Here is a 13,113-nt window from a genome sequence, read left to right as displayed (position 1 = left end):
GGCGCTATCCGATCAGGCGGCCTTCCGTCCCGACAGGAAGGCACCCATGAAGTTCCGCTCACTGCGCCTGTTCACCGTGACAGCGCTGGTGGCGGCGCTCGGCACCGTGGCGATCGACGCCGCGCCCGCCCACGCCGCCACCGTCACCTACGCGGCCGACCTGGCCACCGCGTTCGCCAACCCCGAGCGCGGATTCCACAACCGCTACGAGATCATCAACGACCCGGCGGTCAACGACTACGTCAACGCCGCCACCATCCCGGGATTCAACCCCGACCTGCTCGACCGCACCTTCGCCCGCGCCAAGGCCGACGGCGACACGATCGTCCACAGCTACGTGCACCTGGACAAGTACAAGACCGAGGCCCTGCCGCAGGCGCTGCTCGACAACCTCGCCTCCGGCCTGGCCGCGGTCCGCACCGCCGGTATGAAGATCGTGCTGCGCCCCGCCTACACCTGGGACGGCTACGCCAGCGTCGCCGAGTCGCAGATCCTGGCCCACATCGCCCAGATCAACGCGGTCGTCTCGGCCAACGCCGACGTCGTGCTGCACCTGGAGACCGGCTACCTCGGGGCGTGGGGGGAGTGGCACACCGGCACGCTCACCAACTCGTCCTCGGTCGAGGAGGCGCCCGCCCGGTACCGGATCGTCAAGAAGATCGCCGACACCACCCCGGCGACGATCCCGATCGTGATGCGCTACCCGATCTACATCAAGGAGGTCACCGACCCGACCGCATGCGTGGTGCCCGAGGGCTGCACGCTGACCCAGGCGCAGAAGGACCGCATCGGGTTCCACAACGACTGCTTCCTGGCCGACGCCAACGACATGGGCACCTACGACAACCCGTCCTGGATGGGCTGGTACTACATCGAGCAGAAGAAGCAGTGGATGTACGACCTGGCCACCTCGACCGGCGTCAACAAGATGGTCGGCGGTGAGACCTGCGGCGCCGACGGCTACAACGACGCCGCCTGCGTCAACGCCCAGGCGGAGATGAGCAAGCTCAACTTCACCGAGATCAACGAGGACTACGCGGCGGTCAACACCGACAAGTGGAAGGCGGCGAACCTGGCCGCCGTCGGCAACGACCCGGCCGAGACCTGCTTCGTACGCATCAAGCGCAAGCTCGGCTACCGGCTCAGACTGCTCGACGCGACGTTCCCGACCAGCGTCGCGCCGGGGGCGAACCTGGGCTTCACCGCGCACCTGAACAACGACGGCTGGTCCGGCCTGATCAAGAACCGGCCGGTCTACCTGGTGCTCCAGAGCGCGAGCAACCGCTACAACCTGCCGCTGTCCGGCGTCGACCCCCGGACCTGGCTGGCCGGGGCGAGCACCGTCACGGCCAACGCCGCCGTGCCGGGCAACGTCGCGGCCGGGACGTACAAGCTGGCCCTGTGGCTGCCCGACCCGGTCGCCGCGCTCCAGTCGCGCCCGGCGTACTCGGTGCGCCTGGCCAACACCGGCACCTGGGACGCGACCAACGGGTACAACGTGCTGTCCACCGCCGTCACCGTCGGCACCTGCACCGGTGACTGCACGGCGCCGTCGGTGCCGTCGGGCCTGGCGGTGACCGGGGTGACCAACACGAGCGTGTCGCTGTCGTGGTCGGCGTCGACGGACAACGTCGGGGTGACCGGCTACCAGGTGCTGCGCGACGGGGTGCTCGCGGGCTCGCCCACGGGCACGACGTTCACCGACACCGGGCGCAGCCCGGGGTCGACCTACCAGTACACGGTCCGGGCCGTGGACGCCGCGGGCAACACGTCCGGGACGTCGACCGCGGTCTCAGGCACGACAACCGGCTGCTCGGGCGACTGCACCGCGCCGTCGGCGCCGACCCTGTCCACGACCGGCAAGTCGGACACGACGGTGAGCCTGTCGTGGACGGCGTCCACCGACAACGTAGGTGTGACCGGGTATGAGGTGTTCCGGGGATCGACGCTGGTCGGGAGCCCGTCGGGCACCACGTTCACGGACACCGGGCTGACGGCGTCGACTGCTTACGCGTACACGGTGAAGGCCCGCGACGCGGCGGGCAACCGCTCGGCGGCCGGTAACACGGTGTCCGTGACCACCGACGCGACTCCGCCCCCGCCGACCGGTCTGGTGCTGGACAACTTCGACGGCACTCCCGCCTACCCGGCGTCGGCGCAGAACGACCTGGGTAAGTGGACGGGTGCGAACTGCTTCCTCGACGGCGGCGGCTACGGCGTCCTGACCGGCGGGGCGCTGAGCCTGCGCTACAACAACTGCGGCTGGTTCGGCTCCGACGTGGGCGTGGACCTGAGCGCCTACACGTACCTGGTGGTGCGGGTGAAGGGCGCCGCAGGCGGGGAGCAGACCCACTTCAACCTGGGCATGGGCGGTGTGACGAAGCTGTTCGGGGACTTCACCCTCGACGGCGGGGCGCACCCGGTGATCACCACGGCGTACCAGGACATCAAGATCCCGCTCGTGGCGAACGGGATCAACCGCAACTCGCCGTCGCAGCTGGCCATGGGCTTCTGGTACGGCGGCAACTCCACCATCACCATCGACCACATCTCCTTCCAGTAGCCGCGAGGAGGCGGCGGCGGGCGGGGTGTCCTGGACGGCTCAGGACACCCCGCCCTTAACGCTGTTGCGGCCGCGGAGGTGGCCACGTAGGGTCCACACCTCGTGAACACCCTCGTCGATCGGCTGGTCCCGGCCCGCCTCGGGCGCAGCTTCCGCTGGCTGCTGGCGTCCTCCTGGACCACGAACCTCGGCGACGGCATCGCGCTGGCCGCCGGCCCGCTGCTGGTCGCCTCGCTGACGAGGGACCCCTTCCTGATCTCGCTGGCCGCCGTGTTCGGCTGGGCACCGCCCCTGGTGTTCGGCCTGTACGCCGGGGTGCTGTCCGACCGCCGCGACCGGCGCCGGATCGTGCTCGCCGCCAACGCCGCCCGGGTCGCCCTGCTCACCGGGCTGATAGCGGCGATCGCGACCGGGACGCTGTCGGCCACGGTGGCGCTGCTGGCGCTGGGCCTGCTGGCCACCACCGAGGTGTTCGCCGACAACACCAGCGCCACGCTGCCGCCGATGCTGGTGCACCGCGACGATCTCGTCGTGGCGAACGCGCGGCTGCAGACCGGCTTCATCACCCTGAACCAGCTGGCGGGGCCGCCGATCGGCGCGGCGCTGTTCGCCGCAGGAACCGTGTGGCCGTTCGCGACCGAGGTGATCCTCGACCTGGCGGGGCTGCTGATGGTGACGCGGCTCGTCCTGCCCGCGCACGGGCGGGCCGCCGATGCCGCCGTGCGCAACATGCGGCAGGACGTCGTCGAGGGTTTCCGCTGGACCGTACGGCACCCGGCGGTGCGCACCCTCCTGCTGACCATCCTGATCTTCAACGTCTCGTTCGGTGCGGCCTGGTCCGTGCTCGTGCTCTACGCCCAGCAGCAGCTCGGCCTCGGCCCGGTCGGGTTCGGCCTGCTCTCGACCGTCTCCGCGCTGGGCGGCCTGCTCGGCACCGGCCTGTACGGCCGCCTGACCAGCCGGATCCGGCTCGGTGACCTGATGCGCATCGGCCTGATCATCGAGACCCTGACGCATCTCATCCTGGCCCTCACCCGGTCGGCCTGGGTCGCCTCGGTGGTCTTCTTCCTGTTCGGCGCGCACGCGTTCGTCTGGGGCACCACCTCGGTCACCGTGCGGCAACGCGCGGTGCCGCAGCATCTGCAAGGCCGCGTCGGCAGCCTCAACACCCTCTGCGTGTACGGCGGGCTCGTCGTCGGCGCGCCGCTGGGCGGCGCCCTGGCCGGGGCGTACGGCGTCGCCGCGCCGTTCTGGTTCGCCTTCGCCGCGTCCGCGGTCTTCGTCGTGCTGCTGTGGCGGGAGCTGACCCGCATCGCCACCGAGGACGCCGCGCAGCCTGCGGTGGCGTGAGCCGGGCCGGCCCGCGCCGGGTCCGGTGGATGCCGCCGGGTACGGCACCCACCGGAGGCCGGGTCAGCTCCAGTTGATGGCGAAGCTGTTGTCGGTGAACGCGGCCGAGCCGCTGGTGCCGCTGATCTCGAAGCCGAACTGGGCCTCGCCGACGGTCACGTCAGCCCACCAGTTCTGCGTGCGCAGCCAGTTCATGATCGCGCGGAGGTCGACGGTGCCGGAGTTGGTGTTGCCGGTGCGCAGGAACGAGAAGACCGCGTTGGCGCCGTTGGAGCCCCGGTAGATGTTCCAGGTGTGGCCGCCCAGGCTGACGTTGCGGAACGCCGGGACGGCGCCGTTGGCGTCGTACTGGTCGGCGATCGGGCCGACCGCGCCGTTGTAGTTCATCCACAGCATGACCTCGTAGGCCCAGTTGTTGGCCCAGATGTCGTAGGTGGTGGAGTAGTTGCCGCTGCTCGGGACGCTGACGTTGAACGAGCTGGTGAACGTGCCCAGCGAGCTGACGGTGCGGTTGACCGCGCCCTTGACGGTGTGCGGGTAGGACTTCACGCCCGAGGTCATCGGGTGGTTGGCGATGACGCCCCAGTTCGTGGGCGTACGCGCCCAGATCGTCTGGCTGCCCGCGCCGGAGCCCCAGATGTTGTTGTAGACGGTGTAACCGCTGTTGTTCCAGGTGTCCCACTGGCCCGAGGCGACCCAGGCCGCGTCCGAGGGCACGCCGGGCGTGCCGCTGCTGGGCGACGGCGTGACCGACCGCGACGGGGAGGGCGACGGGCCGCTGGTGCGGGTCGGGCTGGGCGAGCCGGACACGCCGCCGGTGCAGGCGACACCGTTGAGGCGGAAGCTCGCCGGGGCGGGGTTGCTGCCGGCCCACGAGGCGTTGAAGCCGAAGTTGACCGTGGCGTTGGTCGCCACCGACGCGTTGTAGCCGACGTTGGCGGCCGTCACCGTCGACCCGCTCTGGGTCAGGGCGGTGCTCCAGAACTGGCCCACCTGCTGGCCGGCCGAGTACGACCAGACCAGGTTCCAGCCGTTGAGGGGGTCGCCGAGGTTCTTGACGGTGACGTCGGCGCCGAAGCCGCCGGGCCACTGGTTGGTGACGGTGTAGGTGACGGTGCATCCGGTCGCCGCGTACGAGGGCAGTTCGGTGACGACCGCGGTCCCCAGGGCGGCCATCGTGGCGGCCGCGATGGCCGCGATGGCTGAGGTCCGTCTGCGCATGTTTCCTCCAGTCGGTCGCCGGGGACCCGCTGCGGCCGTGGAGGAGCCGCCCAGGACCCCGGGAGACGGATTTAAGTTTATCGTATTGACAAAGTTAAGGCCTGTCATCGAAGGGGTCAACGCCACCGCGCCACGTCGGCACATCGCCGCCACCGGCGACCACATCGCGGGCGGCGCCGACCGCGCGCAGGCACAGTGGACGGGCGCCGCTATCCTTGCGCCGCATGGCGATCATCGAGCTTCAGGGAGGCAGCAGGCCGTGCCGAACCCTGCGCAGACGCCCCAGCTGACCTCGCTGACCGTCCACGATCCACGCACGGCCGGGCCGTACCGGCTGCACGGGAGGCTGGGCCAGGGCGGGCAGGGCGTGGTCTACCTCGGCACCGACCCCGCCGACCGCCAGGTGGCGGTGAAGATGCTGACCATCGACCTGGAACACGACCCGAAAGCCAAGGCCCGGTTCGGCAAGGAGATCGCCGCCGCGCGGCGGGTCGCCCCGTTCTGCACCGCCCAGATCCTGCACGCCGACCTCGACGGCGAGCACCCGTACGTGGTCAGCGAGTTCATCGAGGGACCCACCCTGCACCGGCAGGTCCGCGACCACGGCCCGGTCTCCGGCAACGCCCTCTACCGGCTCGCGGTCGGCACCGCCACCGCGATCGCGGCGATCCACCACGCGGGCATCGTGCACTGCGACCTCAAGCCGGACAACGTGATCCTCGGCGCGGACGGCCCACGCGTGATCGACTTCGGCATCGCCCGCGCGATGGGCACGCACACGCTGACCGGCAACGTCATGGGCACCGTGCCGTACATGGCGCCCGAGCGGTTCCACAACGTCGACATCGGCCCGCGCTGCGACATCTTCGGCTGGGCGGCCACCATCGCCTTCGCCGCCTCGGGTCGGGGCCCGTTCGGCCACGACTCGCTGGCGACCGTGATGGCCCGGGTGCTGCACGAGCCGCCGGACCTGGCGAACCTGTCCGGCACGCTGCTCGACCTGGTGGGGGAGGGGCTGGCCAAGGACCAGTACGCCCGGCCCACCGCCGAGCAGATCCTGCTGCGGCTGCTGGGCCACACCGCGCAGCCCGCGGCGGAGATCCCGCTGGGTGCCGCGCTGCGGGAGGGCAGCGACGCGGCCGCGACCTCGGTGCTGCCCGCGACGGCGGCGACCGGCACCGTGTACGCGACCGGCACCTCGACCACGGCAGCGCCGCCGCCCGCGTACGCCCAGACCACCGCCGTGGTCCCGGTGCCCGCACCGACCCTGCTCACCGTGCCCCCGGCCGGCTGGCCGCGGCGGCTCGGCCGCCAGGCCGGCGACCCGGTCGGGATCTCGGCCGCGATCCTGCTCGGCGCCGGCGGCTTCGCGGCGGGCCTCGTCGCCGCCGCCGACACCGCCACGGCCGCGACGATGGGCGCCGTCGCGTTCGGCACCGTCTACCTGGTCCGCCTGGTCCTGGCCGCCGCGCTGGACCGCGGTGAACCCGACCCGTCCGAGCGCTGACGCTCACCCCCAGCACAGGAGGAACGCATGGCACCGGGCCGCTCGACCGCTCGCAGGTGGCTCCCCGTCGCCGTCGCCGTGGTGGTCGGCGTCGCCGTGATCGCGGGCTCCTACGCCTACGTCCGGCTCGACACCGACCGCAGCGACTGCGTGGCGCTGGACGTGCTGTCCTCGACCGAGAAGAACGTGCTGGTCGCCGAGCTCGCCGACCGGTACGACAGCAGCCGCAGGCGGTTCGGCGGCCGGTGCGCCGACGTGACCGTCTCCGGGCTCACCTCCGGCGCCGCCATGGAGGCGCTGGCCGGGGACTGGTCGGCGCAGACCGGCGGCAGAATTCCCCGGCCGCAGGTGTGGCTGCCGACGTCGAGCCTGTGGACCGGCCAGCTGCGGCTGCGCGACCAGGCCGCCAAGCGGGCCGAGCAGACCCCGGGCAGCTACCCGTCCATCGCCAACAGCCCGCTGGTCATCGCGATGCCCGCGACCAAGGCCAAGGTCCTGCAGCAGCGCGGCCTCGGCTGGGGCGACATCCTCGGCATGTCCGGGGAGGAGGGCTGGGGCGCGTTCGGCAAGCCGGAATGGAAGCGGTTCACCTTCGGCAAGGACAACCCGCGCCTGTCCACCTCCGGCCTGGCCGCGACCATCGCGACCTACTACGCCGCCACCGGCACCTCCAGCGACCTGACCGGCATCGCCGTGCGCCAGCCGGAGGTGACCCAGTTCGTACGCCGCATCGAGGCCAACGTCTCCCACTACAGCGACGACTCGGTGGACCTGCTGCGGTCGCTGGCCGCCGCCGACCTGTCCCGGGTCGACGGCGCGGGCGCCGACCTCAGCGCCATCGTGATGCAGGAGGAGCTCGTCTACCTCTACAACGAGGGCAGACTGAGCCCGCACCCCGGCGACAGACCGCACGAGCCGCTCGTCGCGATCTATCCGAAAGAGGGCACCTTCAACCTCGACCACCCGTACGTGGTGCTGCCCGACGCCTCCGACGCGCAGCGGGCCGCCGCCGCCGACTTCCTGGCGTTCCTGCAGGAGGAGCCGCAGCAGCGGGCGTTCGCCGGGCTCGGCTTCCGCGACCACGAGCGGGTCGCCACGCCCGAGCTCACCGCGGCGGTGGGCGGCCACGAGGCCGTCGGCATGCCCTACTTCCTGCCGCCCGCGCCCGCGGTGGTGCAGGAGATCCTGGACAGCTGGGCGACGCTGCGCAAGAAGGCGAACATCCTGATGACCGTCGACGTGTCCGGGTCGATGGTGGCCAACACCGTCGGCGCGCACACCCGGCTGGAGGTGGCCACCGCCGCCGCCGCGAAGGGGCTGCGACTGCTCAACTCGGAGGACCGGGTCGGGCTGTGGTCGTTCTCCTCCGAGAAGCAGGGGTCGGGCGACCTGCCGTACCGGGAGCAGATCCCGCTGTCGCGGTTGGACCTCGGCGCGTTCACGGACCGGCTGGACGGGCTCCAGGCCGGAGGCGCGACCGCGCTGTACGCCACGGTCCGCGCCGCCCACCGGTACCTGCTGGACCACTACGACCGCAACCGGATCAACGCCGTCGTGGTGCTGACCGACGGCGAGAACGAGTACGCCAAGGACGACAATCTGGCCAGCCTGCTCAAGGCGATCGAACTGGACCCCGACCGCCCGGTCAAGGTCTTCTGCATCGCCTTCGACAAGGGCTCGGACCTCAAGACGCTGGACGCGATCGCCAAGGCCACCGCGGGCAAGGCGTTCGACGCGCAGGATCCGCAGCTCATCGACGAGGCGTTCGTGAAGCTGCTCAGCAGCTTCTGAGCCGGGGCGGGCCGGGTCGCACCGGATCCCTATGATCCTGGGCCATGACCCGGACCACCCCGCCGCGACCGGTCGACATCGCGTTGCTCTTCCCGCAGCTGCGCGAGCACACGGCCACCGCGACCCGGCTGCACCCGCGCCCCGGCACGCCGACGGCCGCCGACAGCTCGGTCGGCGGCCCGCTGCTGTGGCCCGCCGACGAGCCCTGGCCGGTGTGCACCGACGGCGACGGCCACTACGTCGACCAGCTCATGACCCCGGCCTCGGTGCGCCGCCAGCGCGAGATCTACGCGGCGGCGACGGCGCGGGCAGCCGCGACCGGCACCCGCTACGCGCTGACCGACGCGGAGCTGGCCGAGCTGCCCGACTACGACTTCTCCGAACCGGAACACCTGGTGGAGCAGCCGATCCCGCTGATCCCGGTCGCTCAGCTGTACCGGGCCGACATCCCCGACTTCGCCGGGCCAGACGACGCCGACCTGCTCCAGGTGCTGTGGTGCCCGCTGGACCACCCGGAGGAGCGCTACAACCCCCGGGTCCAGCTGTTCTGGCGCCGCGCGGCCGATGTGACCCGGCCCCTCGACACCGCCCCCGAGCCGTCGGTGGTCAATGACTCCTACCTGCCGACCCCGTGCGTCGTGCACCCCGAGCAGATCCGCGAGTTCCAGTACGGCGACCTGCTCCCGAAGGAGCTGGACGCCCAGGTCACGGCTTGGGAGAAACAGACCGGGCACCAGTATCAGTACGACCTGTCCCTGGCGCCGGGCTGGAAGGTGGGCGGGTTTGCGAACTGGTCGCTGACCGACCCGCACGCGGTGGACTGCGCCGAGTGCGGCACCGCGATGACGCTGCTGTTCACGGCAGACTCCGGCGAGTGGGACGGCGGCAGCCGCAGCTGGCGCCCGCTGGAGGAACCCGAGGGGGCCAAGAGCGACCCTGTCGACGTGACGATCGGCCGGGGGTACTCGCTGTACGTCTTCCGCTGCCCGGTCTCGTTCGACCACCCGCCCGCCACGGCGATGCAGTGACCGGCCCGACGCCGGTTTCATCCCGTTCACGTTTTCTGTGAAGAAGGTCACGATATGCGACCTTGGCCGCTGGTCGCGATTGCGATCGCGGGCGGCGGGGTAAACCGCAGGTATGCGGGTGGTCGTGGTGGGGGCAACGGGGAACATCGGGACTGCGGTCCTGCGGAGGCTGCTGAACACCGGTGAGGTCGACGAGATCACCGGGGTGGCGCGGCGGCTGCCCCTGGAGACGGGCGGGCCGTACCAGGGCGTGCGCTGGCACACTCTGGACGTGGGCGCGCCGGACGCGGCGGGCGAGCTGACGAACCTGTTCGCCGGTGCCGGTGCCGTGATCCATCTGGCGTGGCAGATCCAGCCCAGCCACGACCGCGCCCAGCTCCGCCGGACCAACATCACCGGCACCGCCAACACGATCGCCGCAGCGGTGGCCGCGTCCGTGCCGACGCTGGCGGTGGCCTCGTCGGCGGGGGCCTACGCGCGAGCGCCCAAGGACACGCGCGTCGACGAGGTGTGGCCCGCCACGGGGGTGCCCGGGTCGACGTACAGCGAGGACAAGGCGGATGTGGAGGCGCTGCTCGACCGGGTCGAGATGGAGCACCGGCAGATGCGGATCATCCGGGTCCGCAACGGTCTGGCGTTCCAGCGGTCGGCCGCGGCCGAGATCGCCCGCCTGTTCATCGGCCCGTTCGCGCCGCTGGGCCTGCTGCGGCTGGGCAGGCTGCCGCTGCTGCCGTGGGACAGCTCGCTGCGGGTGCAGGCGGTGCACAGCGACGACGTCGCCGAGGCGTACGTGCGGGCGATCCTGGCCGAGGCCCGGGGGCCGTTCAACATCGCCGCCGAGCCGGTCCTGGACGCCCAGACCGTCGGCGCCCGCTTCCACGGCTGGGCGGTGCCGACACCGCCGCTGCTGCTGCGCGGGGCGGCCGCGCTGACCTGGACCGCGCGATTGCAGCCGACCGAGCCGGGCTGGATCAAGCTGGCGGCGGCCTGCCCGCTGATGTCGTGCCGCCGGGCCGAGCGGGAACTGGGCTGGCGGCCGCGTACCGACGCGCTGGACGCGCTGGCGGAGCTGCTGGACGGCATGGCACGCGGCGAGGGCGACGGGTCGGTGCCGCTGCGCGAGCGGCCGGCCGCCCCGGCCCGCCTGCTGGCGGTGGCGCGCGGCGGCCTGCCGGGCCACCCCGGCGACGACTGACCCGGACCGGGCATCTGCTGGCGCCAACCTCCCGCAACCAGCGATCAAGGCCGCTGATCCTCGCCATGATCGCTAGTTCCGGCCCAAATACACCCCAAAACAGCACTTTCTGACCAGCAACGGTGATCATCGCCCCGAAGCCGGCCGGGCCTGGCCGGTCCAGCCCGCGCGGCGCCGCGCGGGCCGGGCCAAGATCGGCCAAGTTGCCGGGCAATCGGCCTAATGGCGGCCCAAGATACGCCCGATTGCCCGGCAACTTGGCTGATCAAGGGGGCGTTCACCTGGTCGATCGGGGATGCTCAGCGGGATGGCGGGGTGACGAGTGGAGCCGGTGGTCGCCCACCCCCGTTGGCGACCACCGGCTTTCCGTCCGGGTGAACGCTGTCCCCCAACAGCGTCGTCCACCCATTCCCCCTGGGGTGCTCCGCTCGGTGCCGCATGACGGACCGTGCCGCCCGGGCTTCCGTCGAGCGTCGCACCACCGCTGACCACGTTAGGTCGCCCGATCGGCGCCGTCCAGGTCTCCGGCAAGATTTTTTCACTGTACGTAGCTTTGTCATTACTGAAAGCTGTCTTGGTCGATAGGGGGTACCGCCCCGTCAGGGAAGCGGAGGAGAAGCCCTCCGGTGCGGCCGCCACCGTGACGCCGTCACCGCACCGGGGACGCCGGGCTCCACTCGCCCGCCATCGCCTCCTCGGCGAACACCACCTGCTGGCCGGAGAGCCCGGCGAGCTGGAGCCGCCAGCCGGGCCCGGAAACCAGGACCACCCGGTCGGCGGCGGAGGTCCACACGTTGCGCCAGGCGGCCGCGCCGCCGTCGTGGACCCAGATGCCCGCCGCCGACGCGAGCGCCACGGTCAGGCCGGTACGGTGCGCCACGCAGGACACGTCGTCGGCCTCGGCGGGGGCGCTGAGCCAGTCGGGCTGGTCCCACTGCCCCCGGATGGTCTCCAGCCGCGCGATGCGGTCCCCCTGCACCGCCGCGACGCAGAACAGCTCACCCCCCTGGCCGAGCGCCAGGTCCGCCGCGACGGCCCCGCGCAGGCCGATGGGCTCCAGCGCCGTCGGCTCGCCGCACAGCAGCCGCCCGCTGCGGTCCTCGGCCAGCACGACCGGCCGCCCGGCCGGGCCTTCGACGACGCTGTGCACGCGGTGCACCGGCTGCGGGTGGCGGCGTACCGTGACCGCCGCGCCGATGTCGACCGTGATCGAGGCCAGGTCGCCGTCGCGCTCGCGGAAGAACGCCGACACCCGGCCGTCCCCGGCCGCCGCGGCCCGGATGGAGCCGTCGGCCGCCGTCCCGGGCACCTCCCGCCACGTGCCGTCCGCCCGCACCCACACCGCGCCCTGCCCGGCCACCGCGAACAGCGTCACATCCCCGGTGCCGCGGCGGGCCCCGGCCAGCGACCGGCACTCCGCCGGGCCGCTGTGGTCACCGGACAGCACCGGGTGCAGGCTGGGGGAGATCCGGCTGCTCGCCACGGCGGTGCCGGCGATCGCCAGTTCCGTGAGGCCGTCGGCGGTGGCCACCAGCGCGGTGTCGACCAGGTGCTGCGGGGCCTGCGACCGGCGGCCGAGGCCGCGCAGGGCCGTGGCCCACGGCGTGAGCCGGTCGGGCCGCCGCTGCGGGTCGGTGTACAGCACCTGCACGAGCTGATCGGCGAACGCCCGGGAGTAGCCGCGGCCGACCAGCGTCCGGCGGACCGTGTCGATGACGTCCCACTGCGGCGGCGGCATGTCGGTGAGCAGCTGGAACGCGACGGCACCGACGGAGTAGCGGTCGTTGGCCGGGTCGATGTCGTGCTCCGGCGCGCTGAAGCCGCGCTTGACGACGATGTGGGTGACCGGCGAGCCCGCCTCCCGCATGAAGGCGAAGTCGATGAGCACGATGCCGCCGTCGCGGCCGATCATCACGTTGCGCGGCGAGATGTCGCGGTGCACCTGGGCACGGTCGGCGAGCTGGTCCACGATCTGGCTGAGCCGGATGAGGACGTCGAACACCTCGTCGGGCTCGCGCCGGGTCGCGTGCTGCCAGTCGTGCAGGTCCTGGCCGTACACCCAGGGCGTGACCAGGCAGAGGGTGCGGTGGTTGAGCGCGTCGGCGGCCGGCCTGCCGTCCGGGGTGGGCGCCGGTCCCTGGAAGACGCGCGTGGCCGGGACGATGCCGGGGAGGTCGTACAGCAGGCCGGTCCGGTCGATCGTCTTGTCCCAGATCGCCTCCCAGCGGTTCAGCGTCTTGCGCAGGTCCTCGTCGTAGTTGCTGCTGAGCTGCCTACCGAGGCAGATCTTCACCGCCCACTGGCCGCCGGCGCCCGGTTGGGCGCTCTCGCACCGCCACACCACGCCTTCGCCGCCGCGGTGGATGCGTTCGACCAGCCGGTACAGCCGCGGCTCGCGGTCGGTGCCGACGTACCAGCCGGGTTGCCCGAGTTCCGGGCGCTCATCGTCGTACATCCG

The 13,113-nt window shown here is 72.0% G+C and carries 8 protein-coding genes; 6 read left to right on the top strand and 2 right to left on the bottom strand.

Going from position 1 to position 13,113, the window contains the following annotated elements:
* Nucleotides 1-46: 46 nt before the first annotated feature.
* On the top strand, nt 47-2,563 hold the full coding sequence (locus Cs7R123_RS00950) for a DUF4832 domain-containing protein (RefSeq protein ID WP_212822677.1): 2,517 nt from the start codon (nt 47-49) through the stop codon (nt 2,561-2,563).
* Between the two features lie 102 nt (nt 2,564-2,665).
* Nucleotides 2,666-3,913, top strand: a complete 1,248-nt coding sequence (locus Cs7R123_RS00945; RefSeq protein WP_212822675.1) for an MFS transporter — start codon at nt 2,666-2,668, stop codon at nt 3,911-3,913.
* Nucleotides 3,914-3,976: 63 nt separating this feature from the next.
* On the opposite strand, the gene Cs7R123_RS00940 is transcribed toward Cs7R123_RS00945, so the two are convergent.
* On the bottom strand, nt 3,977-5,134 hold the full coding sequence (locus Cs7R123_RS00940; protein WP_212822673.1) for a cellulose binding domain-containing protein: 1,158 nt from the start codon (nt 5,132-5,134) through the stop codon (nt 3,977-3,979).
* A 259-nt stretch (nt 5,135-5,393) separates the two neighbouring features.
* Here Cs7R123_RS00940 and Cs7R123_RS00935 point away from each other — a divergent pair, with 259 nt between their 5' ends.
* The 4 genes from Cs7R123_RS00935 to Cs7R123_RS00920 all read left to right on the top strand — a co-directional run bounded on the left by Cs7R123_RS00935 (nt 5,394) and on the right by Cs7R123_RS00920 (nt 10,655).
* Entirely contained in the window at nt 5,394-6,641 is a 1,248-nt protein-coding gene (locus tag Cs7R123_RS00935; protein ID WP_212822672.1) for a serine/threonine-protein kinase, read from the top strand.
* Nucleotides 6,642-6,668: 27 nt separating this feature from the next.
* Nucleotides 6,669-8,432, top strand: coding sequence for a substrate-binding domain-containing protein (locus Cs7R123_RS00930; protein ID WP_212822670.1), 1,764 nt, complete (start codon nt 6,669-6,671; stop codon nt 8,430-8,432).
* A gap of 44 nt (nt 8,433-8,476) precedes the next feature.
* The gene (locus Cs7R123_RS00925; RefSeq protein WP_212822669.1) at nt 8,477-9,460 is read left to right on the top strand and encodes a hypothetical protein; all 984 of its coding nucleotides are present in this window, start codon (nt 8,477-8,479) and stop codon (nt 9,458-9,460) included.
* A 127-nt stretch (nt 9,461-9,587) separates the two neighbouring features.
* On the top strand, nt 9,588-10,655 hold the full coding sequence (locus Cs7R123_RS00920) for an NAD-dependent epimerase/dehydratase family protein (RefSeq protein WP_244871532.1): 1,068 nt from the start codon (nt 9,588-9,590) through the stop codon (nt 10,653-10,655).
* Nucleotides 10,656-11,304: 649 nt separating this feature from the next.
* On the opposite strand, the gene Cs7R123_RS00915 is transcribed toward Cs7R123_RS00920, so the two are convergent.
* The gene (locus tag Cs7R123_RS00915) at nt 11,305-13,110 is read right to left on the bottom strand and encodes a protein kinase (protein ID WP_212822667.1); all 1,806 of its coding nucleotides are present in this window, start codon (nt 13,108-13,110) and stop codon (nt 11,305-11,307) included.
* Nucleotides 13,111-13,113: the final 3 nt, after the last annotated feature.

The sequence above is a fragment of the Catellatospora sp. TT07R-123 genome (assembly GCF_018327705.1).
GTDB lineage: Bacteria > Actinomycetota > Actinomycetes > Mycobacteriales > Micromonosporaceae > Catellatospora.
The sequence above is the reverse complement of the archived record's forward strand: the minus strand, read 5'-3'. Positions and strand labels throughout refer to the sequence as shown.